Source organism: Gordonia shandongensis DSM 45094, assembly GCF_000423025.1.
GTDB lineage: Bacteria > Actinomycetota > Actinomycetes > Mycobacteriales > Mycobacteriaceae > Gordonia > Gordonia shandongensis.
This window is the reverse complement of record NZ_AUHE01000016.1, coordinates 1-23,854: the sequence shown is the minus strand read 5'-3', so window position 1 is coordinate 23,854 and position 23,854 is coordinate 1. Positions and strand designations below refer to the sequence as shown.

The window sequence follows — 23,854 nt, the reverse complement described above, 5'->3', positions numbered from 1 at the left end:
CCAGACGGCGCCGACACGCCCCGGCGCTCGGGTCCCCTCATCGATGCACCGCCCCCATCAGCCACCGCCCGAGCAGCAGCAGGGCGACCACCACGGCCGCCGCCACCGGCCCGGGCACACGCACCGACGACCACGCCGCCCCGCCGAGACGATCGGCCACCCCGATGAGCCACTGGGTCGGCGGACCGGCCCCACGCACCAGCAGCTCGGAGAGCACCGCGCCCGGACCGTACCGTGATCCGAGCGCGCCGATCACGGCCGCCGCCGTCCCCAGGATCCCGATGATCCCGACCACCGGGACGGCGAGCACGTTGGCAGGCAACGACATCACCGTGACCCGTCCGCTGAACACGATCAACAGCGGTGTGGTGATCACCTGTGCGGCAACCGTCATCGCCACCAGCACCGCCAACCACTCGGGAAACCTCCAGCGCATGAGGGTCGCACGGATCGGCGCGGCCCACAGCACCAAACCGAGCGTCGCCGCCACCGACAGCGCGAATCCCGGCGCCAACGCCATCTGCGGCCACACGAGAACCACCACGATCACCGCCGTCCCCAACGCGGGCAACGCCTGCGCACGCCGCGAGCCCAGTCCGGCCGCCAACCCCACCGCGCCCATCACCGCGGCCCGCAGCACACTGTCGGTGGGCCGCACCAGGATGACGAAACCGACGATCGCCACCGCCCCGACCGCGACCACGATCCGCGGCGACGCCCCCGTCATCCGAACACACAGGATCACCGCACCGCAGATCAGCGTGAAATTGCTTCCCGAGACGGCGACGAGGTGCGTGAGCCCCGCGGCGCGGAACCGATCGGACGTCTGCTGGTCGAGTCCGCTGGTGTCCCCCAGGATCAGCCCCGGCAACAGTCCGGCGGCCCGCTCGCCCAGCGCCCTGGTCGCCGTCTCCCGCAATCGCTCGCGCACCCGTCCCGCCGCCCGCTGCCACCACGGGGCGCTGCGAATCCGCACCGGCTCGGCGACCGCCGACAGCTGCGCAGCCTGCAATCGGTCGGCGACCCCCTCGCGCGGCGGCCGGCCGCGCACGCGGACGCGGAAACGCTCACCGGGCAACGGGTCGGCGGCGGTGGACGTCGCGATGAGCACCGCGTCCACCGGGCGCACGCCCGCCCCGTCCACTGCGTGAACCGAGACCGGAACCAGCATCCTGTCGTTGACCAGCCGGTACGGGTCCCCGGTCACCTCCACCTCGACGACCGGCCGACCGTCGACAGCCGCGACCGGCGACGACTCCACCACCGCGATCCGCAACACCACCGACAGCGTCGCCGCCGCAGCGATCCCGCACACCGCGGCCACGGTGACCCACCGGGCCGCCCACGTGCCCGCGCCCCGCGACGGCGCACGCCGCGCCCCCGTCGGAGGTCCGCCCGTCGTCCGGACCCCGGCGGCCGCCCCGGCCACGAGGGCGCCGAGCCCCAACACGATGATCACGCCGACACCCGCCGTGACCGGTACCGCCAGAGCGAACGCCACGGCGCCCCAGCAGGCGGCGGCGGGTGCGACCAGCCGCAGGTCCGTGGACCTCACCCCACGGTGACCTGCCCGCGAAGCCGGGCCAGCCGCGCCGGGCCGATGCCGTCGACCTCGGCCAGCTGGTCGACAGACGTGAACCCGCCGTGCGCATCACGCCACGCGATGATGGCCGCCGCCGTCACCGGTCCCACTCCCGGCAGGGTGTCGAGGGTCGCGGCGTCCGCGGAGTTCAGATCGACCAGCCCCTCGGTCCCGCGCGAACCACCGGGCGTCGTCGTCGCCGACGCCCCGGCGTCTCCCGACGCACCGACCACCGCGCTCTTGACGCCGCCCCGACCACCGGTGTCCCTGCCGACGAGGATCTGGTCGCCGTCGCGGACGGGTTGGGCCATGTTGAGGCTGAGCAGGTCGGCCCCGTCGCGTGCCCCGCCCGCGCGGGCGATCGCGTCGGCGACCCGCGGGGTCCCCGTCAACCGGACCAGCCCCGGCCGATGGACCAGGCCGACGACGCTCACCACGACCTCTCCGGCCGGGGCCGTGGAGTCGGCGGGAGCGGGCGGCCGCGCCTGGGTCGACGGTCGCGGTCCGGCACTCGATTCGAACGCCACCACCGGGGCCGCGGGATCGTTCTGGCGCCACAGCGAGTACCCGGCGATCAGACAGGCCACGACCCCGACGAGGACCAGGCCGATCGCCGCGGGCGGCAGCATCGTCAGCCGTCGTCGCGGCGGCTCCCACTCGTCGTCGTCCAACACCTCGAACGCCCGCCCGTCAGCCCCGCCGTCGCGATCGTCATCGGGCCAGTCCTGGTCCCAGCCGCCGTCCTGCTGCCGGCCGCCGCGCTCCCCGCCCTCCGCGCCGTCCGCCTCCCCCTCGTCGGTGTTCCCGGCGTCGGTGTTCCCGGCGTCGACATCCCCGCCGGACTCCCACACCTCACGGCCCTGCGGAGTGTCGAGCCACGTCGGCATTCCGGTGACGCCCCACGGACTCCGCTCGGCGGCCGGTGCCGCGGCCAGCCGTGCCAATGCATCGGGCCCGGTGTCGCGGCGACCCACCCGCTTGCTGCTCCCCATGGCCCGACGCTAAGCCGCGGAATCGCCCCTCACCAGGACCCATCGACCACATCGGGAGATCTGTGGATGACTTCGCCGTCACCCACAGCCGCGATCGTCCCGCCGGCGACATCCACCGCCCCCGGGACCGACGCACCGAGACGATCCCCCGGACCCGACCGGTCAGTCGGTGCCGAACGGCTCCAACCCGTGGGCGATCGCGACGCCCACGGCCCCCGGCCCCACATGAGTGCCCAGCACGGCGCCGAGCTCCACGACCGGCGACGCCGTGACCGACGGAACCCGCCGCGTCACCTCCGCGAGCACCTCGGCGGCCTGCTCCGGCGCCTGGCAGTGCTGAACGCCGACCGTCACCGGCTCATCGGCCGCCAACTCCTCGACGGCGTCGAGCATCTTGCCCACCGCCTTGGTGAACGTGCGGTGCCGTTCGCGCAACGTGAGGATCCCGTCGGCGACGTGCAGGATCGGTTTGATCGACAACGCCGACCCGAGCAGACGGCCGGCCGCACTGATCCGTCCACTGGCGCGCAGATTGTCGAGGGCCTGCACGCACAGCAGCGACTCCGCGGTCGCCGCGGACCTCACCGCCGCCTCGTACACCGCGTCGCGGTCGGCACCGGCCTCGGCCGCCTGGACCGCGGCCATCGCCGTGAGACCCACCGACAGTCCGACCGAACGCGAATCGACCACCCGCACGCGGCCCTCCATCTCGTCGGCCGCGAGCCGTGCCGCACTCCACGTCCCGGACAGTCGACGCGACATGTGGACGGCGACCACCCCGTCGCCGTCGCTCGCGTCCCACGCACGGGCGTACGCGTCGGCGAGATCCTTCAGATTGGCACCGGAGGTCGTGACCCGCGGATCGGCGACGACATCGGCCGGGACCTCGTCGACCCCCTCCGCGTACTCGACGCCCTCCTCGGTGGTCACATGCAGCGGGACCTGCAGGATCGCATGCTCATCGAGCAGTGACGCAGGCAACCGCGACGACGAATCGGTGACGATGACGACAGGCACACCTACACGGTAGCCGGTCGGCCGGCGAACGAACCCGGCAGTCCGGGCGCCGTCGTGCCGGTCAGCGGAGCGCGGCGCGGACCGCCGGCGTCACCGCGGCCGCGATCCGTCGATGGGCCTCCAGCCCCCAATGGATCCCGTCGGGATTCATCTCCACGGTCTCGTCGGCGAACGCCTCCGCCGTGATCGGATAGAAGTCGACCGTCGGGAGTCCGTGCTCGGCAGCCCACCGCTCGATCGCGACAGCGGTCGCGATCCGCCCCGGATGCGCGTGCCCGTAGTACGGACTGTCGTGCGTCGGCGGCAGACACACCACCACCGGCAGATCCGGTCGGAGATGGGCCAGGGCGCCGCGGATCTTCTCGAAGTACCCCGCCGTCTGCGCCGGGGGCAACGCCATCGGCCACCCCAGCGGCGACAGCCGCGGCTGCAGCGCTCCGTACGCGGCGCGCACCGTCTGCCGCAGGCGCGACGGCCGCAGGTAACGGATCTGTTCACGCAGCGCGGTCGGCAACGGCGACGGCAGCGAATCCATCCCGCCGAACGCCAACACGAGGACCTCGGCGGTCGGCACCGCCGCCCACACGCGCGGATCCTGGGTGATCGCCCACCAGATGTCGCGGCTGGTCCACCCGATCCGCGCGAACAACTCCACATCGCGACCGAGCTCGGAACCGACGAGATTCGGCCAGATCGCCGGGTCGTCGGCCGCCAGCCCGCCGGTCTCGCCGTAGAACGCCAGGGAGTCGCCCAGCACGAGGATCGAACCGTCGCCCACTGTCACCGTCCTCCCCGGCCTACGCCGTCGCACTCTCGGCGGACTCCGCCGAGGCGTTCCACACGTCCAGACGCCACACCGGCGACTCGCCGGGCAGTCCGTGCCCCGACAGCCGCACCCAACTCGTGTTCGCCAACCCGCCGAAGATCGGCCAGTTCTCCACCGGCAACGCCAACAGGCCGGCGGTCAGTGCGGCGATCACCCCGCCGTGCGCCACGAGCACCACGGGCGCCTCCGGGTCGTCGCCGCGCCCCCACTCGGGCACCCGGTCCACCAGGTCGTCGACGACGGGCATCGCCCGCGCGGCGACCTCCACCCGCGACTCCCCGTTCGGCGGCGCCCACCGCGAATCGTCCCGCCAACGCCTGCGGGCGCCCGGCGCCGCCGCGTCGACCTCCGCGTGCGTCATCCCCTGCCAGTCGCCCAGATGCGTCTCCCGCAGCCGAGCATCGGTCGTCACCTCCTGTCCGGTGACGGCGGCCAGCGCGAGCGCGGTGTCGTGTGCGCGCCGCAGATCCGAGGCACGGATCAACCGCGGCGAGAGGGTGGCCAGGGCGTGTGCCGCGACCCGCGCCTGCTCCACACCGGTCGCCGACAGGTCGGTGTCGAGCTGCCCCTGCATGCGGCGGCCGGCGTTGTACTCGGTCTGTCCGTGCCGCAGCAGGATCAGCCGGCGGACCACCGGGGTGAGTCGCTCCACGCTGGTGTCGCCGGCGTCGGCCTCAGTCCTCACCGGGCCTCAGTCCTCACCGGGGTGCGCCGTCGGCGGGGCGCCGTCGACCTCGATCACCGGGCAGTCCTTCCACAGGCGTTCGAGCCCGTAGAAATCACGCTCGTCGTCGTGCTGCACGTGGATCACGATCTCGCCGTAGTCGAGCAGCGCCCACCGCCCCTCGCGGGTCCCCTCGCGGCGCAGCGGCTTGTGGCCGGCGTCGCGCAACCGGTCCTCCACCTCTTCGACGATCGCATTGACCTGGCGTTCGTTGTCGGCCGACGCGATCAGGAAGATGTCGGTGATCACGAGTTGCTCGGAGACGTCGATGGCCGTCACGTCCTTCGCCACCAGGTCGGCGGCGGCGCGGGCGGCGATCGACGCCATCTCCTTGGATTCGGCGGAGGCGGTCACGCGGGGTCCTTTCGGTACAGGCCGTGCTTGGCGATGTACTGCACCACCCCGTCGGGCACCAGGTACCAGACGGGACGGCCTGCGGCGGCACGCACACGGCAGTCGGTGGAGGAGATCGCCAGCGCCGGGATCTCCAACATCTGCAGGGCTTCGGCGGGTTTGGTCGCCAGATGTTCCAGCAGATGGGTTGCGTTGAGCTCGTATCCGGGCCGGGAGACTCCGATGAAGTTCGCCAGCTCGAACAGGTCCTCCCAATCATGCCAGGACAGGATGGTCTCGAGGGCGTCCGCACCGGTGATGAAGTACAGCTCGTCGTCGGGGTACGCGCTGCGCAGATCGCGCAGCGTGTCGACGGTGTAGGTGACGCCGCCGCGCTCCACGTCGACCCTGCTGACGGTGAACTGCGGATTCGACGCCGTGGCGATCACCGTCATCAGATAGCGGTGCTCGGCCGGACTCACGGTCCGTTCCGGATCGTCGGCGAGCCGTCCCTCCTTCTGCCAGGGGCGGCCGGTCGGCACGAAGATCACCACATCGAGTCCGATCCGGTGGGCGACCTCGCTGGCCGCCACCAGGTGCCCGTTGTGGATCGGGTCGAACGTCCCGCCCATCACCCCGATGCGGCGCGGTTCGCGTGCGGCCTGTGACATGCCCGTTGATGTTACGCGGGACGACGCGCGCAGCCGTCCCGGGGATCGCCCGTCAGACGGGCAGGAGATCGGCGATCACCGTCGCCAGCTGGTCCGCATTGCGGCATTCGAACATCTCGACCACGTCGCCGTACTTGCTCGCATCGGAGTCGCCCGAGTCCCAGGCCGTCCGCCGCTCCGGGTTGAGCCAGTAGGCGTTGCGGACGCGATCGCGCATCTGCGCGAGGGCCTCGACGTGCGTCGGGCGGAAGTTGTTGCGGGCGTCGCCGAGGATCAACAGTGCGCTGCGATGCGTCAGGGAGTCGCCGTAACGGTCGTTGAACCCCTTGAGCATGTGCCCGTAGTCGGAGTGTCCGTCGCGGGTGCTGATCGCCGCCTCCCCGAGCATCCGGGTCATCCGCTCACCGAACTGCTCGTCGCTGTTGCCGCGGTCGAAGTAGTCGGTCACCTCGTCGACCGTGTCGACGAATGCGAACACCCGCACATGCGAGAACTGCTGACGCAGCGCGTACACGAGTTGGAGGGTGAACTGGCTGAACCCCGCGACCGACCCGGACACGTCGCAGATCACGATGAGTTCGGGTTTTCCGGGGCGCGGACGGCGGCGCCGCAGTTCCACCGGCACGCCGCCGGTCGACATCGATGCGCGGAGCGTGGCGCGCACATCGACTGCGCCCCGCGAATTGCGTCTCCTGCGGAACTCGAGCTTGGCCGCCAGCAGCCGGGCGATCGGGTCGATCGTGCGCCGCAGTTTGATCATGTCCTGCGGGTTCGCCGAGAAGAAGTCGATCATCTCCGGGAGCTTCGGCACCGCGTAGCCGGCGACGGCGTCGCGCCCGCGGATCTCCGCCATCCGACGCTGCGTCTCGGTCTCCACCGCGTCCCGCAGCCGCGACGTCGCGTCACGGGCGGCGCGCCGATGCAGCGGATCGGTGCCCGGCCGACCGCCCTCACCGGTCTCGCGGCCACCGGCCATCGCCGCCGCGATCCGGGCGATGAGCGTCTGCGGCGACAGCGAGGACATCGCCTGGTACACCGAATACGATTCGCCCCGCGCCGACTCGTACTGTCCCATCTCGCCGACGATCATCGCCACCAGCTGGTCGAACCGACCGTCGCTCATCGCCTCGTCGTCGGCCAGCACGTCGACGGCCAGATCCCGCAACGCCTCGGCGTCGACGGTGCCGTCCTCGTCGCGCGGAAGCTCGACGGCCGACCGCCTGGCGGCCGACCCCAGCGGAAACCACAGTTCGAAACACAGGTCGAAGGTGTCTCGGTGGGTGTGGTCGTCGAGCAGCGTCGCCGCCAACCCCTCCCGCAACGACTCCCGGTCGAGGAGGTCGAGGACGCTCATCGCCTGACCGGCGTCGATCAACCCCGACGGGCCGACGGTGATGCCGCGGCCGCGGAGATCGTCCACGAGCCCGGTGAGGTTGTCGACGAGCTGGTCGGTCATCGGCCGGTTACGCCTTGCCGGTCAACGCCGCCGGACCGAGTTTGAGCTCCCGCAGCGCCGTCTTCACGTCGGGACGATGCTTGAGCACCACCCCCAGGGTCCGCGCGACCAGCGAATCGTCCAGCCCACCGGCCTTCGCCTGCTCGCCGGCGGTCATCGCCAGCAGCGTGTGCCCCCAGTCGATCGTCTCGGCCACCGACGGCTTCTTCCGGATGTCGAGAGTGCGCAGCACCCCGACGATCCGCACGATCTCCTCGGCGAGCCGGTCGGGCAGCTCCGGCACCCGCGACGCGAGGATCTCGCGTTCGAGCGCCGCATCCGGAAAGTCGATGTAGAGGTACAGGCAGCGCCGTTTGAGCGCCTCGGACAGCTCGCGGTTGGCGTTCGACGTCAGCAGGACGATCGGCCGACGCACCGCGGTGACGGTGCCCATCTCCGGAATCGTGATCGCGAAATCGCTGAGGACCTCCAGCAGGAGCCCCTCGATGTCGACGTCGGCCTTGTCGATCTCGTCGATGAGCAGCACCGTCGGCTCGGTCCGCGAGATCGCCGTCAGCAGTGGCCGGGCGAGGAGGAACTCCTCGGAGAAGATGTCGCCCTTCGTCGCATCCCAGTCGCGCTGTCCGGCCGACTGGATCGCCAGGATCTGCTTGGCGTGGTTCCACTCGTACAGGGCGCGCGCCTCGTCGATGCCCTCGTAGCACTGCAAACGCACCAGATCGGCCCCGGTGGCCTGCGCCAACGCCCGCGCGAGCTCCGTCTTCCCGACACCCGCCGGCCCTTCGACCAGCAGCGGCTTCCCCAACCGGTCGGCGAGGAACGCGGTGGTCGCGGTGGCCTCGTCGGCGAGATACCCGGTCCCGCGCAGCCGGTCGCGGACGTCGTCGACGTCGGCGAACTGCGGTTCGATGTTCGCCGCCGTCATGCCGGCCTGACCTGTCCGTCGCCCCACACGATCCACTTGGTCGACGTGAGTTCCGGCAGACCCATCGGGCCGCGGGCATGCAGCTTCTGCGTCGAGATGCCGATCTCGGCGCCGAAACCGAACTGCTCACCGTCGGTGAACGCGGTCGACGCGTTGACCATGACGGCCGCGGCGTCGACGCGGGCGGTGAACTCGCGCGCCGCCGCCAGGTCACCGGTGACGATGGCCTCCGTGTGGCCGGTACCGTACGCGGCGATGTGATCGATGGCGGCGTCCAAGCCGTCGACCACCTTGAGCGCGACGTCGAGCGACAGGTATTCGCGATGCCAGTCGTCCTCGGTGGCCGGTTCCATGCCGGGTTCCTCACCGTGGATCACGACGCCCTGCGACTGCAGCGCCGACACGATCGACGGGAGCGCGGTGTCGGCGACCGCCGCGTCGATGAGGACGGTCTCGACGGTGTTGCACACGCTCGGCCGGCGGGTCTTCGCGTTGAGCACGATCCGCGTGGCGACGTCGACGTCGGCGGCGCCGTGCACGTACACGTGGCAGTTGCCGGTCCCGGTCTCGATCGTCGGCACCGTCGCGTCGGCGACCACGGCCGCGATGAGTCCGGCACCGCCGCGCGGGACGACCACGTCCACCAGTCCGCGAGCCCGGATGAGGGCCGTGACGCTCTCGCGGCTCTCACTGGGCAGCAGGGCCACCGCGTCGGCGTCCACGCCGTGCGCCGACAGCACGTCGCGGAGCACCGCGACCAGCGCCGCGTTGGAGCTCGCCGCCGACGACGATCCGCGCAGCAGCACGGCGTTACCCGACTTGAACGAGATGCCGAAGCCGTCGACGGTCACATTGGGCCGGGCCTCGTACACGAAGCCGACGACGCCGAGCGGTACACGCAGCCGACGCAACTCGAGCCCGTTCGGCAGCGTCTTGCCCTCCATGACCTCGCCGATCGGGTCGGGCAGCGCCGCCACCTGGCGCAGGCCGCCGGTGATGCCCGCGACGCGGTCGGCCGTCAACCGCAGTCGGTCGACGAGGGCCGGTTCGGTGCCCGAGGCCTCGGCTCGGGCGACGTCCTCGGCGTTGGCCGCCAGAACGTCGTCCGACGCGGCGTCGATGGCGTCGGCGGCCGCGAGCAGCACGGTGTTCTTCTGCGCCGTGGTGAGCTGGCCGAGTGTTCGGGACGCCGCCTTGGCGGCGGTCGCGAGATCGGTGACGACGGCCGACACGTCGGCGGCCGCCCCGACCGGTTCAGCGGTGGGTGCACTCATGCATTCAGGGTAGCCGCGGCGGGAAGCAGGACCCGGAACCGGGCGCCGCGCCCCGGGCCGTCGCTCTCGGCGACGACGCCGCCGCCGTGCGCTTCGACGAGCGCCGCCACGATCGTCAGGCCGATCCCGCTGCCGCCGTGGTCGCGGTCGCGGGCCGTGTCCGCACGGTAGAACCGGTCGAACACATGCGGGAGGTGGTCGGCGGCGATCCCCTCGCCGGTGTCGACGACCGCGATCACCCGCCGGTCGCCCTCCATCCGCGACGACAGGGTCACGGTGCCGCCGGACGGCGTGTGCCGAAGCGCGTTGGTGAGCAGGTTCCCCATCACCTGGCGCATCCGAGCGGGGTCGACGCACACCTCGGCGTCCACCGGGCCCGCCGCCGCGTCGACGGTGACGACGAGGTCGACGCCCTTCTCGGCGTAGGCCGCCCGCACCTCTGCGGCCGCCGACTCGAGCAGGTCGCCGATCCCGATCGGTTCCGGGATCACCGAGAGGACCCGCTCCTGCGCCTGCGACACCGCGGTCACGTCCTCGGCGAGACGTCGGAGCCGGTCGGTCCCCGCATGCAGGATCGCCATCGTCTCGGCGTCGGGGTCGCGGACACCGTCGTCGATGGCCTCCAGATAGGAGTCGATGGTCGCCAGCGGCGTCCGCATCTCGTGCGCCAGGTCCGACAGCATCCGCCGACGGGTCTCCTCGGTGCTGCCCAGGCGTCCGGCGAGCCGGTTGACGGCGTCGGCGAGCTCGGTGAACTCCCGCCCCATCCCGCCGCCGTCGACCCGGGTGTCGTATCGGCCGTCGGCGATGAGGGCGGCCGACGCCGCCACGGCGGTCACCGTGCGCTGGACGCGGCGTGCCAGATACCAGCTGATCGCCAACGCCAGCAGCGTCGAGACGGCTGCGGCCAACCCCCACGAGAGTCCCACCGAGTCGGCGAACGCCCGCTCCACGTGCATGGCCTCGTCGGAGTCCTGGTCGATGCCCGCCTGGTGGAGGTGATCGTGGAAGATCCCGGGGGCCAGCGCCCACGCCACGACGAGGGCGCTGACGGCGCAGCCGATGACGACGATCGACATGGCGATCATCAACCCGGTCCCGACCGTCATCGGTCGGCGCACCCGCCGAGCCCCGATCACCGGCCGGTGCCCATCCGGTAGCCGACGCCGCGCACGGTCCGCACGTAGCGCGGATTCGACGCGTCGTCGCCGAGTTTGCGGCGAACGTGGGCGATGTGGACGTCCACCAGGTGGTCGTCGCCCACCCATTCCGGGCCCCACACGGTCTCGATGAGCAGCGCGCGGGAGAACACCGTCCCGGGCGCCGACGACAGCGCTTCGAGCACGTCGAACTCGGTGCGGGTGAGGTGCACCGGTTCGCCGCCGACCGTGACCTCACGGCCGGGGACGTCGATCGTCAGGTCGCCGATCACGCGGCCGCGTGTCTCCCGGCTCGGGTCGTCGCCGGTGAAACCGCTGCGGGGACGCCGCATCCGCGCGCCGATCCGCGCCGACAACTCCCGCGGGCTGAACGGTTTGGTCATGTAGTCGTCGGCGCCCACCGACAGCCCCACCAGGGTGTCGACCTCGTCGGCGCGCGCCGTCAACATCACCACGTAGGCGTCGGAGAAGGTCCGCAGCCGTCGGCAGACCTCGACGCCGTCGAGCCGCGGGAGACCGAGGTCGAGGACCACGACGTCGGGGTCGACGCTGCGGGCGAGGTCGACGGCTTCCAGTCCGTCGCCGCTCACCGTCACCTCGAATCCGTCGCGTTCCAGATACGACGCGACGAGCGACGCGAGCGCCGTCTCGTCCTCCACCACCATGGCCCGTGCAGACATTCCCCCATCATGGCCGGACGGGGTGGCCGACCGCCGTCGGGCCGTGTTCTCGGGGCCGCGATCTTGAGCAAACCTTCACACAACGACAACCGAATCCGGCGACCGCGTCGGGCAGACTGGCGGCGAATCGATCGGAAAGGGAGATCTGTTGAGAACTCGTACCGCGGCGGCCGCCGTCGCAGCAGCCGCCATCGCCGTCAGCGTCGCCGCCTGCAGCCCGTCGGAGGAGGCGTCGACCGAGACGCACGACATGTCGTCCATGTCGTCGTCGCAGCACGCGTCGGAGTCGGCGTCGCAGGACGCCGGTGAGCACAATGCGGCCGACGTGATGTTCGCGCAGATGATGCTGCCGCACCACGAGCAGGCGCTTGTGATGAGCGACATCATCTTGGGCAAGAAGGACATCCCCGAATCGGTGACGACGCTGGCCACGCAGATCAAGGACGCTCAGGGCCCCGAGATCGCGCAGTTGAAGGCCTGGTTGAAGGGCTGGGGCGAGCCGGAGCACCAGGAGATGGACCACGAGATGGACGGCATGCTGTCCGAGGAGGAGCTCGATGAGCTCCGCGCCGCCGAGGGCACCGAGGCCGCCAAGATGTTCCTGACCCAGATGATCGAGCATCACGAGGGCGCCGTGACCATGGCCGAGGACGAGATCGAGGACGGCCGCCACGCCGACTCGATCACCATGTCGAAGGCCATCGTCGAGTCCCAGCAGAAGGAGATCGACCAGATGAAGGCACTCCTCAAGGAGCTGTGACCCGAGTGGACCGTTTCCACATCCGAGCTGCACGGGCGTCTGATCTCCACGCTTTGCCGGAGATCGAGGTGGCCGCTGGGCGCGCATTCTCCGCTCTGGGGATGGACCTGGTCGCCGGCGACGACCCACTCGGCATCGACGACCTCCGCGCATACCTCGATGACGGTCGCGCGTGGGTCGTCGATGCTGATGCCCGTCCCGTCGGCTACCTACTCGTCGACGTCGTCGACGGGTGCGCGCACATCGAGCAGGTGTCCGTGAGGCCCGAGTACCGCGGACTCCGTCTCGGTCGCGCGCTCGTCGACCAGGCCGCCGACTGGGCTCGCGGCGAACGACTCGACGGGCTCACCCTGACGACGTACCGCGAGGTGCCGTGGAACGGGCCGTATTACGAGTCGTTGGGCTTCGTATACGTGACACCGTCACCCGGCCTCGCCCGGATTCGGTCCGACGAGGCGGCCGCGGGACTCGACGCGTGGCCCCGGGGATGCATGCGCCGCGCTCTCTGACGCCCCCCATTGCACATCGTCGTCGTGGGGTCATCGTCGTCGTGGGGTCATCGTCGTCGTGGGGTCACCGCCGTCGTGGGGTCACCGTCGGTCGGCGACGAGTGCGGGGAAGACGGCGTCGCGCAGCAGCGGGGCGAGATCGAGGTCGCTCGGGTCCGCCGGATCGACCCACGCGAGCTCGACGATCTCCGACCGTGGGGCCGGAGAACCGACGAGGGCGTGGGAGAACACCGTGGCGCGCACCGACCTGCCCGGTTCGTTGGCGGCGGGCGTGTGGAAGTCCCCGAGCCACGTCAAGCCGTCACGCTCCAGGTCCACGCCGAGTTCTTCGCGCACCTCGCGCACCGCGGCATCGGCGGCCGACTCGCCGGCATCGATCTTCCCGCCCGGGAACATGAACGACGAGGTCCCCCGCTTACGGACCGTCACCACCCGGCCGCGCTCGTCGCGCAGAACGACGGCGCTCACCACGATCGGTCCGGTCACCACGGGACTCCCCTCATCAACAGCCGGCCAAGACCCCGTCGAGGATAGTCCGCGACGGCGCGTCGACCGGCAACCCGTACGCTGCGAGGACCACGACGATCTGTACCGCGTACTGGCAGTGGAAGCCACGCAGCGGAGGCATCCACCGCGCCGGCTCCAGATCTGACTTCGCCTGATTGCTCGCCGCATCGACCGCGACGAGGTTCGCCGGATCGTTCGCGAACGACCACCGGCGGTCCGGCGACCACTCCCACGCACCCAGATCCCAGGCGTATGCGAGCGGAACGATGTGGTCGATCTGCACGGCCGCCGACTCGCGGCCACGCCGAAAACTCATCGAGCGCCCCGTGTACGGACTGGTGAGCGTGCCCGCCGCCACCGCTTCCGGACACGACGCGACCGCCGTCCGCGCCGTCACGGAGACATCCCGCTCCAAGATGTCGTTCCGCGTATCGCACCCGTTGCCACCACCGGCCACCGCCGCCGCATCGGTCCACGCCGGCCCGAACGCATCGCGCTCATAGTCCCGTCCCGCCGCGGGCCGCCGGTCGACGACCGTCAGAGCGCCGAGCCGGTCACGTGCCACAGCCACCACCTCGGCGGGCAGCGACGACCGCTCGCGCGGCCACCCGACACCCACCGCGACCGTCACCGTCAACGCCGCGAACACCACGAGTGCGACCCACTGGGTCGCGGTGATCCGGATACGGCCCGGAGCGCGATGCGAACGCATCCACCGCCACCGCATCGCGATGACCCGCCACCCGGTCGCCGTCCGCCCGAACCTCCGACGCCACTGCACTGTGTCCCACACACCGTTGGAGTCCCACACACCGTTGGACGCACCGCGGCGCCGCCCGGTTCCCGGACACGCCGACCCGTCCGGTCGCGTCCGGTCCGTCAGGTCTTATCGAGGTACTCCGCACGCGACGGGAGCAGGATCGAATGCACCAGATCCGCCAGCGGGCGGTGACCCGCGAGCTCCGGATCGTCGGCGACGATCGACGCCGCCAAGCCGCGGGCATCGGCGATCACCTCCGCATCGTCGAGCAACGACAGGAAGTGCAGCGACGACCTGCCGCCCGACTGCAGCGCCCCGAGGATGTCGCCCTCCCGCCGTTGCATGAGGTCGACGCGGGCCAGCGCGAAACCGTCGGTGCTGCCCTCGACGGCGCGCAACCGCTCCATCGACTGCCCCATCTCGCTCGCAGCGGTCATCAACAGGCACAGTCCCGCATGCTCGCCGCGACCGACGCGGCCGCGCAGCTGGTGGAGCTGGCTGACGCCGAACCGCTCGGCGTTGACGATCACCATCATCGTCGCGTTCGGGACGTCCACCCCCACCTCGATGACGGTGGTCGCGACGAGGACCTCCACGTCGCCGCGCGCGAAGGCGTCCATCACCTCGTTCTTCTCGTCGGCGGGCAGCCGCCCGTGCAGGATGCCGATGCTGCGGCCCGCGAGCGGGCCGGCGGCCAGCTGCTCCGCGAGATCGAGGACCGAGATCGTGTCGTCCTCCTCGGCGTTCTTCGCCGACGACTTGCGCCCGGCGGGCTCGTCGCCGATCCGCGTGCACACCACGTAGACCTGCCGTCCGGCGTCGATCTCCTCGCCGGCCCGCTGCCACGCGCGATCGACCCACGAACGCCTGCCCATCGGGACCACCGACGTCGTGATGGGCTGCCGACCACGCGGCAGTTCGGTCATCACCGACGTCTCGAGGTCGCCGAACGTGATCATCGCGACCGTCCGGGGAATCGGCGTCGCCGTCATCACCAGGAAGTGGGGGCGCAGGACCCGTCCCTTCGAGCGGAGGGTGTCGCGCTGCTCCACACCGAACCGGTGCTGCTCGTCGACGACGACCATCCCGAGATCGAAGAACTCCACGTGCTCCTCGAGGAGCGCGTGGGTGCCGATGATGATCCCGGCGTCGCCGGTGACGGCGTCGAGCAGCGTCTGACGTTTGGCCGCGGTCCCCATCGATCCGGTCAGCAGCCCCACCCGCGTGGCTCCGTCGGCGGCCCCCAACTCCCCGGCGCGGGCGAGGTCGCCGAGCATCGTCATCACGGTCCGGTGGTGCTGCGCGGCGAGCACCTCGGTGGGTGCCAGGATGGCGCACTGGTGGCCGTTGTCGACCACGCGGAGCATCGCCAGCAGTGAGACGAGGGTCTTACCGGAACCCACCTCGCCCTGGAGCAGTCGGTTCATCGGGTGCTCGTCGGCCAGGTCCTCGCCGATCTCGGCGAGCGCGTCCCGCTGCCCGCCGGTGAGTTCGAACGGCAACCGGGCCGTCAGCCGGTCCTCCAGTCCCCCGTCGACGTGTCGGCACGGGGCGGCGTGCTCGGCGACGGCCGTCGCCCGCCGCTGCGCCAAGGCCGTCTGGACCGCGAACGCCTCGTCGAACGTCAGCCGTGCCCGTGCCCGCTCGACGTCGTCGAGCGTGTCGGGCAGGTGGATCAGTCTGATCGCCTCGTCGGACGTGATCAGACCGCGGTCGGCACGCTGCTCATCGCTGAGCGGGTCGTCCGCGGGGGCGACGGCGGCCAGGACCTGCCGCACGGCCCGCCAGATCTCCCAGGTCTGCACCGTCTTGACGGCCGGGTAGATCGGGATGATGTCACGCGAGAAGCTCGCGACGTCCTCCGACGACGCCGTGGAGTCGCCGGTCGACGGAGCCGACTGGCGACCGGTGGTGGCGGCGAGTTCGTCGAACATCGCCGAGTTCCCGACCACGTCGACCCCGTCGTCGGGCAGCACGATCCAGCTCGGGTGGGTCAGTTGGATCTGGTCCTTGTAGAGCTTCACCGTTCCCGCCATCGCCACCCGCGTCCCGGGGACCATCGTGGTCTTGAGCCAGCGGGCGTTGAAGAAGGCGACCTCGTAGGTCACCCGACCGTCGTCGACGACGACTTTCAGGAACTGACCGTGTCGGCGCTTCATCGTGACCATCTGGGCCTTGTCGATGCGCCCGACGACCGTGATCCAGTCCCCCGGCTCCGGCCGCTCCGACTCCGACACCTGCCCCTGTCGGAGATAGCGGCGCGGTACGTACCGCAGGAGTTCGCCGACTGTCGTCAGCTCCAGCGACGCCAGTTTCGTCACGAGTGCGGCGTCGAGGGGCGCGTCGGTCAGCGGTGACGCCGAGGTCAACATCACTACTCCACGCCGATCTGGAGGAGGTGACTGGACTGGCCGGCCTCGTAGATCGCCAACTCGATGCCCTGGTGGCGGGTGCGGATGTGCTCGCTGACGGCCGTCCGCACCTCGTCGTCGAGATCGCGACCGGCGAGGACCGTCACCATCTCGCCGCCCGTCGCGAGCATCAGGTCGAGAAGGGCCGTCGCCGCCAGCGTCTGTTCGGGCCCGATCACCAGAACGTCGGACCCGATGAGGCCGAGGGTGTCGCCGACCTCGCAGGTGCCGGCGAGGGTCATCATCCGGTTATCGGAGAGGACGAGCGATCCCCACCGGGTGCCGGCCGCGGCCTCGGCCATCGCGAAGGCGTCGACGTCGGGGTCCTCACCCGGATCGTGGACCGCCAGCGCCGAGAGGCACTGCACCATCGAGAGCGTCGGGAGGAAGACCACCGAGCGTCTCGTCGACCGCGCCTGCGCACCGACCTGGACGAGATCCTGCGAGGACATCATGCCGTTGCCCATCACGATGACGTGAGCACTGTCGGTGGCCCGGATCGCCTCGGCGAGCGCGACCGGGTCGGCGCCGTCGTCGGCCCGGACCACGGTGGCGCCGGCGTCGCCGAAGAGCTCCTGGGCACCGTCGCCGGTCACCAGGGCGACGATGGCCCGTTTGAACCGCGGCGGCGGTTCGGTGGCGCCGGGGGCGGCGCGGATCGCGTCGAGCGCGAAGCAGCTGATCCGGATGTCCGACAGCGTCCCGAGCGCCACGCCGGCCTCGACCGCGGCGCCCGGCTCGTCGGTGTGCACGTGCACGGAGAAGCGCTCGGATCCCGCCGAGCTGTCGCCCACGATCACGATGGAGTCGCCGAGGTCGCCGAGACGGTCCCGCAGGGCGCCGATCTGCGAGCCGTCGGCCCCCTCCAGCAGGTACATCACCTCGAAGTCGGTGTCGCCGGCACCATCGCACTCGCCGTCGTCGGCCCCGCCGCCCGAGGGGCCGGCGGTGAGGATCCCCCGGTAGGCGCGCCGCTTGTTCGACACCCCCGTCACCACGAGGACCAGGGCGTCGGCCATCACGAGGAATCCGCGGGCCCCGGCGTCGACGACTCCCGCGCTGGCCAGTTCGGGCATCTGCTCCGGGGTGCGTTCCAGCGCCTCGGCGCAGTCGTCCGCGACGGCGCGAGCCAGGTCGGCGGGTGATCCGGTCACCGCCGCCGACGCCGTTTCGGCGGCGACCCGCAACAAGGTGAGCACCGTGCCCTCACGCGGTTCGCTGACGGCGCGCATCGCCGCCAGCGCGGCGAGTCGCAGTCCGTTCTTGCACAGACGGTTGAAGCTGGGGTCGTTCTCCGCGACCGCCAGGTCGGCGGCGTCGGCGATGCCGACGAGGATCTGCGAGAGGATCACCCCGGAGTTTCCGCGGGCACCGGCGACGGCCGCATCGGCCAGAGCGCGGGTGACCACCGGCAGGGATTCCGCGTCGTCGACCGCGCGGAGGGCGTCGGCCGCACTCCGCATGGTGGCGGCCATGTTGCTGCCGGTGTCGGAGTCGGGGATCGGGAAGACGTTGAGGTCGTTGATCTCCGACCGCATGGCTTCCAGACCGTCGGCGCAGGCGTTCGCCCAATCCCGGATGAGCTGGGGATTGATCGCCGTGCTGCTGTCACCGGTCGCCAACCGCACGACCACCCACCTTCCTGCCCCCTCGGACTGTCGGCCGCTATGCTTCCGTCGGACTCCCGAAGTCGTCGACGGATTCGGCGATGTCGACTGTGGTCGAGGTTACCGTCCCCGACCGACATGCGAGACGCGGCGTGCGGCAGAGCCCGAGCGCGGCCGGTGACGGGTGATCCGATTTGGACTGACCACGTCGACGCGGTTATCCTTGTCGGGTTGCCAGTCGACAGGCGGTGCCCCGCACAGCATCGATCGGCGTGACCACCACCAGATTTCTATCAAGGGAGTTCGATCATGGCTGCCGTCTGTGACGTTTGCGGCAAGGGCCCCGGCTTCGGCAAGTCGGTCTCGCACTCGCACCGCCGCACCAACCGCCGCTGGAATCCGAACATCCAGTCCGTGCGCGTCGAGGTCGCTCCGGGCAACCGGAAGCGCAAGAACGTGTGCACCTCGTGCCTCAAGGCCGGCAAGACCGTCCAGGCCTGAGCCTCTCCTCGTTTCGACATCGCCGTCCGGCATCGCCGGGCGGCGATGTCGTCGTCTGCCCGGTCGGTCTCCCGAGGGACTCAGTAGAGTACCCGGCATGGCTTCGGATCTGATCACCGTCGACGACGGCGTCCTGACCCTCACGATCTCGACCGGCGCCGCCGGGACGGCACTCGATCACGATCTCGTGATCGCCGCCCGCGACGCGCTGCGTTCCGTGGTGAACGGCGACCTCACCGCCGATGCGGTGCTGCTCCGCGGTGACGGCCGAAACTTCTGCGCGGGCGGGAACGTCGCGGCATTCGCCGCCGCCGACGACCGCTCCGCCTACCTTCGCGGACTCGCCGATGACCTGCACGCGATGATCGCCGCGCTCTATGCGAGCCGCCTGCCGGTGGTGACCGCGGCCAAGGGGTGGGCCGCGGGCGCCGGGATGAGTCTGGTCCTGCACTCCGACGTCGCCGTCGGCGGCGCCGCCACCCGCATGCGTCCGGCGTACCCGGGCATCGGGCTGTCGCCCGACGGCGGGATGTCGTGGATGCTGCCGCGCGTGGTCGGCGCGGCGCGCGCCCGCTACCTGGTGATGACCGACCAGATCCTCGACGCGCAGGCCGCCCTCGATGCGGGGATCCTCTCGCAGATCGTCGACGACGACGCCGTCGATGCGGTCGCTCTCGACACGGCGCGCACCCTCGCCGCCGGTCCCCGCGGATCGCACACCGCGATCCGGGAGCTGATGCACCGGGGCGCGACCGCCGACCTCGTCGACCAGCTCGACGCCGAGGCCGCGTCGATCGCGCACCTCGGCGGCACCGCCGAGGGCGTGGAGGGTGTGGACGCCTTCCTCGCGAAGCGCTCCCCCGACTTCCGCGGAGTCCGCTGAGCGGTCAGGGCAGCCGCCAGTCGACCTCGTCGCCGCCGAGGTCGAGGAGTTCGGAGTTGGCGCGGGAGAACGGCTTGGAGCCGAAGAATCCGCGGGAGGCGGACAACGGCGACGGATGCGGCGAGGTGATCACCGGGACGTCGGGCAGCCACTCGGCGAGTTGACGGGCGTCGTTGCCCCACAGGATCGCGACCAACGGCTCATCGCGGGCCGCGAGCGCTTTGATGGCGCACTCGGTGACCTCCTCCCAGCCTTTGCGGCGGTGCGATGCGGGTTCGCCGGGCATCACAGTCAGCACCCTGTTGAGCAGCAGGACCCCCTGTCGCGTCCACGGTGTCAGGTCGCCGGTCGACGGCGTCGGATAGCCGAGGTCGTCGCAGTATTCGCGGTAGATGTTCTGCAGTGAACGCGGGATCGGCCGCACGTCGGGCGCTACCGAGAAGCTCAGGCCGACGGCGTGCCCGGGCGTCGGATACGGGTCCTGGCCGACGATGAGCACGCGGACGTCGTCGAAGGGCTGGGCGAAGGCGCGCAGCACGTTCTCACCGGAGGGCAGGTAGCGGCGTCCGGCGGCGAGCTCGGCGCGGAGGAACTCCCCCATCTGCGCCACGCGCGGCGCGACGGGTTCCAGGGCGTGCGCCCACCCGGGGTCGACGAGATCGGCGAGTGGTCTGGCCATCGGGTACCGAGTCCTTTCGGTCGCGGGCGGGGTCAGTCGAGGCGTCGCAGGCCGGTGCGGTAGTACTGCGCGTTCTGGAAGTACAGCTCGCAGTTGGCGTCCACGTGCCCCTCGGGAACCTGGTGGCCCTCGCGGATCTTGGCGGGCACGCCCAGTGCCATCGAGCGGGCGGGCATCTCGAAACCGTACGGCACGACCGCTCCGGCACCGACGACCGAACCGGCGCCGATCACCGACCCGTTGAGCACGACCGATCCGGACGCGATGAGGCACTCGTCCCCGATGTCGGCGCCCTCGATGTGCGCATTGTGGCCGACCACGCAGCGTTCGCCGATGACCGTCGCGTCGACGAAGGTGCAGTGGATGACGGTGCCGTCCTGGATGTTGGTCCGGGCCCCGACCGTGATGGTCCCGTAGTCGCCGCGGAGTACCGCGCCGGGCCACACCGAGACTCCGTCGCCGAGGGTCACCGCCCCGATGACGGTCGCGTCGGGATGGACGAAGACGTCCTCGCCGAGGGTCGGTTCACGATCTCCGAGTGCATAGAGCGCCATGGCGTCGATCTAATCAGACGTCGATCTGATCAGAGGTCCGCGCCCACGCCGAGCGCCGGTGCGTCCGGGCCGCGTCCGGTGTCAGCGGTCGCCCACGTCGGTGAACGACTGCCATCCGCGGATGTCGCCGACCGGTTCGCCGTCGATGTACGCTCCCGCCACGTGCCCGGCTTCGGCGACGTCGCCGATCACCGTCCACCCCGGGGGGACGGCGTCCGGCGCGAAGGCGGCGAGCAGCTCGTGCTCCTCACCGCCGACGAGGGCCCAGCGGATCGGGTCGACGCCCAGGTCGGCGGCGAGTTCGCCGAGCCGCGCGGCGTGCGGCACCGCCGAGGAGCGGACGTCGATCCGCACATCGGAGGCGGCGGCCATCGTCACCAGCTCCTCGACGAGGCCGTCGGAGACGTCGGTCATCGCACGGGCACCGCACCGCGCCGCTATCGGCCCCTGGGCGGGGTCCGGCTGCGGCAGGCGGTAGTCGTCGACCAGCGTCCGGTACCGATCGACGGCGGCCCGGTCGTCTGCGGCCAGCGCCGCCAGTCCGGCCGCCGGCCCCCCCATCGGGCCGCTGAGGGCCAGCACGTCGCCGGGGCGGGCGCCGCTGAGCGTCACCGCCGCGGTCCCGTCCAGGACGCCCAGCGAGGTGACGGTGATGACCACCGTCGGCGCGGCCACCAGATCGCCGCCGAGGAGGCGTGCCCCGTACCGGTGCGTCTGCGCGACGATGCCCGCGTTGATCTCCAACAGACGCTCCACCGGCGTCTGTGTCGGGCATCCGATGGAGACGACGACCCCGGTCAATGTGCCGCCCATCGCCGAGATGTCGGCCGCACTCTGCACCACGGCGCGCGCCCCGATCTGACGCGGGCTCGAATAGTCGAAACGGAAGTGCCGGTCCGCGACGGCGGTGTCGGTGCTCACCACGACCGGCCCCGACGGGCTGAACACCGCGGCGTCGTCCCCCGAGCCGATGACCACATCGTCACGCCCGCCGCTCGGCGCGGCCTGCGCCGCTCGGGCGAACAGTGCGATGAGTGCGCGTTCACCGACGTCGCCGACTGTCTCCACGGGCTCGATGCTACTGGCCGGCCGCGATCGGATTTCGCTGCGACGCCGGTCATCGACCACACTGGTCGCATGAGCGAGCCCACGGACGGCCCCGGCTCCACCGGCGAGCCCTTTCAGTTGCACCCCGCGTTCCTCGCGACGCTGGTCGCCGTCCCGGTCGCGGTGATCATCGGGTTCATCGCCTACGCGGCGATCCACTTCTCGGGGTCGTCGGACGAGCCGACGCCGATCGACTCGTACGGGACGGGTCCGGAAGCCGACCGCTGTGCGGCGTTCATCGCCGCGCTCCCCGACCAGCTCGGCGAGTTCGGCGACAAGTCCGTCGACGGCACCACCGTCCGATGGTCGAAGGACGAGTCGGAACCCGTCGTGCTGCGCTGCGGTACCGCGCGTCCCGACAAGCTCGCCCCCACCAGCGGTCTGCAGGTGATCAACCCGGTGCAGTGGTTTCTGACCGACTCGATCGAGGATCGCGGGCAGGCGTATGTGAGCGTCGACCACCGCCCGTACGTCGCCGTCTGGGTGCCGGTGGGTGCGGGCAACGCCCCGATCACCGACATCTCGGCGTTGATCGCCGAGAACCTCCCGCGCTCGCCGCTCGACTTCGGCTGACCGGACCGCCCCGCCGCGGTGTGCGACCGCAGTTCAGTCCGTCCCGTACACCTCGGGTTTGGTGCTGCGGCCCAGCAGGGAACTCACCATCGACTCCACCGACATGCCCTCGTGGCACACCTGGTGGACGGCCTCGGTGAGCGGCATCTCCACGCCGTGAGCGCGAGCGAGCGCCCGCACCGACGAACACGATTTGACCCCCTCGGCGACCTGACCGTTCGTGGCCTCCTGCGCCTCGACGAGGGTCGCTCCCTCCCCGAGCCTGGCGCCGAAGGTCCGGTTCCGCGACAGCGGGGACGAGCACGTGGCCACCAGATCGCCGATGCCCGCGAGACCGGCGAGGGTGGTGATGTCGGCGCCCAACGCCATCCCGAGGCGGATGGTCTCGGCCAGACCGCGCGTGATGATGGTGGCCAGCGTGTTCTCGCCGAAGCCCATTCCCGATGCCATCCCGCAGGCCAGGGCGATGACGTTCTTCGCGGCACCGCCGATCTCGCACCCCACCACATCGGTGTTGGTGTACGGCCGGAAGTACCCGGTGGCGAAGGCGGCCTGGACGCGCTCGGCCTGCTGCTCGTCGGTGCAGGCGATCACGGTGGCCGCGGGCTGTCCCTGCGCGACCTCCTTGGCCAGGTTCGGCCCCGAGAGCACCGCGATCTGGCGTGCCGGGAAGTCGGTCACCTCCGCGATCACCTCGCTCATCCGCTTCCCGGTGCTGATCTCGACGCCCTTGGCCAGCGACAGCAGGATCGCGTCGGCCGGAAGGTGATCGCGCCACTGCTCGAGGTTGCCGCGCAGCGACTGCGAGGGCACGGCGCACACCACCAGCTCGGCCCCGTCGAGAGCCGCCGGCATCGACGTCTCGCCGCGCAGATCGTCCGGGAGCGTGATCCCCGGCAGGTAGTCGGGGTTCTCGTGGCCGGACGCGATCTGTTCGACGAGTTCGGGGCGGCGCGCCCAGATCGTGACGTCGTTCCCGGCGTCGGCGAGGACCTTCGCCACGGCGGTGCCCCACGATCCGGCCCCCATCACCACTGCACGCAACAGACTCTCCTCGCACCCGAACGGTCAGAACTGCGCCCAGCCTATCCGGTGCGGGCCCGGCCCCTGGAGCAAACGACTGCGGGGCCCGCGAGGGACGGCCGTCGACCGCATGCTGCACGATGGACCCATGCCAGCCACGTCCCCGACGCGCGACGGCGGCCCCAGCCGGTCCGGGGTCGCGGCGGTGCTCGCGGTGAAGCGTCTCGACGACGCGAAGAGTCGTCTGGCGACCGCGGTGCCGGCGACCGACCGACGCGATCTGGTGGCCGCGATGCTCCTCGACACCATCGCGGCCTGTCGGGCGGCCGGCGCGGACCCC

General features: G+C 71.1%; 25 protein-coding genes and 1 pseudogene. 6 read left to right on the top strand and 20 right to left on the bottom strand.

Annotated features, from left to right (window positions below):
- Positions 1–37: 37 nt before the first annotated feature.
- From G528_RS0112395 to G528_RS0112340, 12 genes are all read right to left on the bottom strand, one after another.
- A complete protein-coding gene (locus G528_RS0112395) occupies positions 38–1,555 on the bottom strand; it encodes a ComEC/Rec2 family competence protein (RefSeq protein WP_026919254.1) in 1,518 nt (505 codons plus the stop codon).
- A complete protein-coding gene (locus G528_RS0112390) occupies positions 1,552–2,574 on the bottom strand; it encodes a ComEA family DNA-binding protein (RefSeq protein ID WP_035719965.1) in 1,023 nt (340 codons plus the stop codon). Before G528_RS0112390 ends, G528_RS0112395 begins: the two co-directional genes overlap by 4 nt.
- Before the next feature lie 162 nt (positions 2,575–2,736).
- A complete protein-coding gene (locus tag G528_RS0112385) occupies positions 2,737–3,591 on the bottom strand; it encodes a DegV family protein (RefSeq protein ID WP_026919252.1) in 855 nt (284 codons plus the stop codon).
- A gap of 61 nt (positions 3,592–3,652) precedes the next feature.
- Positions 3,653–4,375, bottom strand: coding sequence for a diglucosylglycerate octanoyltransferase (gene octT, locus G528_RS0112380; RefSeq protein ID WP_026919251.1), 723 nt, complete (start codon positions 4,373–4,375; stop codon positions 3,653–3,655).
- A gap of 13 nt (positions 4,376–4,388) precedes the next feature.
- Entirely contained in the window at positions 4,389–5,102 is a 714-nt protein-coding gene (locus G528_RS0112375; RefSeq protein ID WP_026919250.1) for a histidine phosphatase family protein, read from the bottom strand.
- Between the two features lie 6 nt (positions 5,103–5,108).
- Positions 5,109–5,495: a ribosome silencing factor gene (gene rsfS / locus G528_RS0112370; RefSeq protein ID WP_026919249.1), complete on the bottom strand. Its 387-nt coding sequence runs from the start codon at positions 5,493–5,495 to the stop codon at positions 5,109–5,111.
- Positions 5,492–6,145 (bottom strand): nicotinate-nucleotide adenylyltransferase, encoded by a 654-nt coding sequence (gene nadD / locus G528_RS0112365; protein WP_026919248.1) that lies wholly within the window; start codon positions 6,143–6,145, stop codon positions 5,492–5,494. The genes rsfS and nadD overlap by 4 nt, the downstream gene beginning before the upstream one ends.
- Positions 6,146–6,197: 52 nt before the next feature.
- Entirely contained in the window at positions 6,198–7,601 is a 1,404-nt protein-coding gene (locus G528_RS0112360; protein ID WP_026919247.1) for a vWA domain-containing protein, read from the bottom strand.
- Between the two features lie 7 nt (positions 7,602–7,608).
- Complete coding sequence (locus G528_RS0112355) at positions 7,609–8,526, bottom strand: AAA family ATPase (RefSeq protein ID WP_026919246.1); 918 nt, start codon at positions 8,524–8,526, stop codon at positions 7,609–7,611.
- Complete coding sequence (locus tag G528_RS0112350) at positions 8,523–9,800, bottom strand: glutamate-5-semialdehyde dehydrogenase (protein WP_026919245.1); 1,278 nt, start codon at positions 9,798–9,800, stop codon at positions 8,523–8,525. Before G528_RS0112350 ends, G528_RS0112355 begins: the two co-directional genes overlap by 4 nt.
- On the bottom strand, positions 9,797–10,909 hold the full coding sequence (locus tag G528_RS0112345; protein ID WP_035719962.1) for a sensor histidine kinase: 1,113 nt from the start codon (positions 10,907–10,909) through the stop codon (positions 9,797–9,799). The genes G528_RS0112350 and G528_RS0112345 overlap by 4 nt, the downstream gene beginning before the upstream one ends.
- Before the next feature lie 26 nt (positions 10,910–10,935).
- On the bottom strand, positions 10,936–11,640 hold the full coding sequence (locus G528_RS0112340; RefSeq protein WP_245569760.1) for a response regulator transcription factor: 705 nt from the start codon (positions 11,638–11,640) through the stop codon (positions 10,936–10,938).
- 148 nt (positions 11,641–11,788) lie between these two features.
- Here G528_RS0112340 and G528_RS0112335 point away from each other — a divergent pair, with 148 nt between their 5' ends.
- Together G528_RS0112335 and G528_RS0112330 are read left to right on the top strand one after the other, a co-directional pair.
- Positions 11,789–12,400 (top strand): DUF305 domain-containing protein, encoded by a 612-nt coding sequence (locus G528_RS0112335; protein ID WP_026919242.1) that lies wholly within the window; start codon positions 11,789–11,791, stop codon positions 12,398–12,400.
- A gap of 68 nt (positions 12,401–12,468) precedes the next feature.
- A complete protein-coding gene (locus G528_RS0112330; protein ID WP_245569759.1) occupies positions 12,469–12,909 on the top strand; it encodes a GNAT family N-acetyltransferase in 441 nt (146 codons plus the stop codon).
- Between the two features lie 81 nt (positions 12,910–12,990).
- Here G528_RS0112330 and G528_RS0112325 read toward each other — a convergent pair whose 3' ends face one another.
- The 4 genes from G528_RS0112325 to G528_RS0112310 form a co-directional block, all read right to left on the bottom strand.
- On the bottom strand, positions 12,991–13,398 hold the full coding sequence (locus G528_RS0112325; protein WP_026919240.1) for an NUDIX hydrolase: 408 nt from the start codon (positions 13,396–13,398) through the stop codon (positions 12,991–12,993).
- A 13-nt stretch (positions 13,399–13,411) separates the two neighbouring features.
- Positions 13,412–14,128 carry an HNH endonuclease family protein gene (locus G528_RS0112320; protein WP_245569758.1) on the bottom strand — a complete coding sequence of 239 codons (717 nt, stop codon included), beginning with the start codon at positions 14,126–14,128 and terminating at the stop codon, positions 13,412–13,414.
- 167 nt (positions 14,129–14,295) lie between these two features.
- Positions 14,296–16,548: an ATP-dependent DNA helicase RecG gene (gene recG, locus G528_RS0112315; RefSeq protein WP_026919238.1), complete on the bottom strand. Its 2,253-nt coding sequence runs from the start codon at positions 16,546–16,548 to the stop codon at positions 14,296–14,298.
- Positions 16,549–16,550: 2 nt separating this feature from the next.
- Positions 16,551–18,221: a DAK2 domain-containing protein gene (locus tag G528_RS0112310; RefSeq protein WP_156890438.1), complete on the bottom strand. Its 1,671-nt coding sequence runs from the start codon at positions 18,219–18,221 to the stop codon at positions 16,551–16,553.
- Positions 18,222–18,503: 282 nt separating this feature from the next.
- Between G528_RS0112310 and rpmB the strand changes: the two genes are divergently transcribed.
- Both rpmB and G528_RS0112300 read left to right on the top strand, forming a co-directional pair.
- Positions 18,504–18,695, top strand: coding sequence for a 50S ribosomal protein L28 (gene rpmB / locus G528_RS0112305; RefSeq protein ID WP_026919236.1), 192 nt, complete (start codon positions 18,504–18,506; stop codon positions 18,693–18,695).
- 97 nt (positions 18,696–18,792) lie between these two features.
- A complete protein-coding gene (locus G528_RS0112300; RefSeq protein ID WP_026919235.1) occupies positions 18,793–19,578 on the top strand; it encodes an enoyl-CoA hydratase/isomerase family protein in 786 nt (261 codons plus the stop codon).
- Positions 19,579–19,582: 4 nt separating this feature from the next.
- On the opposite strand, the gene G528_RS0112295 is transcribed toward G528_RS0112300, so the two are convergent.
- From G528_RS0112295 to thiL, 3 genes are all read right to left on the bottom strand, one after another.
- Complete coding sequence (locus G528_RS0112295; protein ID WP_026919234.1) at positions 19,583–20,257, bottom strand: uracil-DNA glycosylase; 675 nt, start codon at positions 20,255–20,257, stop codon at positions 19,583–19,585.
- A gap of 32 nt (positions 20,258–20,289) precedes the next feature.
- Complete coding sequence (locus G528_RS0112290; RefSeq protein ID WP_026919233.1) at positions 20,290–20,811, bottom strand: gamma carbonic anhydrase family protein; 522 nt, start codon at positions 20,809–20,811, stop codon at positions 20,290–20,292.
- Between the two features lie 81 nt (positions 20,812–20,892).
- Positions 20,893–21,879 carry a thiamine-phosphate kinase gene (gene thiL / locus G528_RS17415; protein ID WP_035719961.1) on the bottom strand — a complete coding sequence of 329 codons (987 nt, stop codon included), beginning with the start codon at positions 21,877–21,879 and terminating at the stop codon, positions 20,893–20,895.
- Between the two features lie 69 nt (positions 21,880–21,948).
- Here thiL and G528_RS0112280 point away from each other — a divergent pair, with 69 nt between their 5' ends.
- Positions 21,949–22,491, top strand: coding sequence for a DUF3515 domain-containing protein (locus G528_RS0112280; protein ID WP_035719958.1), 543 nt, complete (start codon positions 21,949–21,951; stop codon positions 22,489–22,491).
- Positions 22,492–22,524: 33 nt separating this feature from the next.
- Here the strand turns inward: G528_RS0112280 and G528_RS0112275 are convergent, their stop codons facing one another.
- On the bottom strand, positions 22,525–23,535 hold the full coding sequence (locus G528_RS0112275; RefSeq protein WP_026919232.1) for an NAD(P)H-dependent glycerol-3-phosphate dehydrogenase: 1,011 nt from the start codon (positions 23,533–23,535) through the stop codon (positions 22,525–22,527).
- A gap of 127 nt (positions 23,536–23,662) precedes the next feature.
- Here G528_RS0112275 and G528_RS17410 point away from each other — a divergent pair.
- Positions 23,663–23,854, top strand: a pseudogene (locus tag G528_RS17410) (hypothetical protein); the annotation flags it as partial.

Bases quoted from the DNA above. Each gene is read 5' to 3' on its own strand.
- G528_RS0112300 (WP_026919235.1), top strand. From the start codon at position 18,793: ATGGCTTCGGATCTGATCACCGTCGACGACGGCGTCCTGACCCTCACG.
- nadD (WP_026919248.1), bottom strand. From the start codon at position 6,145: ATGTCACAGGCCGCACGCGAACCGCGCCGCATCGGGGTGATGGGCGGG.
- G528_RS0112340 (WP_245569760.1), bottom strand. From the start codon at position 11,640: ATGTCTGCACGGGCCATGGTGGTGGAGGACGAGACGGCGCTCGCGTCG.
- G528_RS0112280 (WP_035719958.1), top strand. From the start codon at position 21,949: ATGAGCGAGCCCACGGACGGCCCCGGCTCCACCGGCGAGCCCTTTCAG.
- G528_RS0112360 (WP_026919247.1), bottom strand. From the start codon at position 7,601: ATGACCGACCAGCTCGTCGACAACCTCACCGGGCTCGTGGACGATCTC.
- G528_RS0112320 (WP_245569758.1), bottom strand. From the start codon at position 14,128: ATGCGTTCGCATCGCGCTCCGGGCCGTATCCGGATCACCGCGACCCAG.
- G528_RS0112345 (WP_035719962.1), bottom strand. From the start codon at position 10,909: ATGACGGTCGGGACCGGGTTGATGATCGCCATGTCGATCGTCGTCATC.
- G528_RS0112390 (WP_035719965.1), bottom strand. From the start codon at position 2,574: ATGGGGAGCAGCAAGCGGGTGGGTCGCCGCGACACCGGGCCCGATGCA.
- rpmB (WP_026919236.1), top strand. From the start codon at position 18,504: ATGGCTGCCGTCTGTGACGTTTGCGGCAAGGGCCCCGGCTTCGGCAAG.
- G528_RS0112295 (WP_026919234.1), bottom strand. From the start codon at position 20,257: ATGGCCAGACCACTCGCCGATCTCGTCGACCCCGGGTGGGCGCACGCC.
- recG (WP_026919238.1), bottom strand. From the start codon at position 16,548: ATGTTGACCTCGGCGTCACCGCTGACCGACGCGCCCCTCGACGCCGCA.
- G528_RS0112350 (WP_026919245.1), bottom strand. From the start codon at position 9,800: ATGAGTGCACCCACCGCTGAACCGGTCGGGGCGGCCGCCGACGTGTCG.
- G528_RS0112355 (WP_026919246.1), bottom strand. From the start codon at position 8,526: ATGACGGCGGCGAACATCGAACCGCAGTTCGCCGACGTCGACGACGTC.
- G528_RS0112290 (WP_026919233.1), bottom strand. From the start codon at position 20,811: ATGGCGCTCTATGCACTCGGAGATCGTGAACCGACCCTCGGCGAGGAC.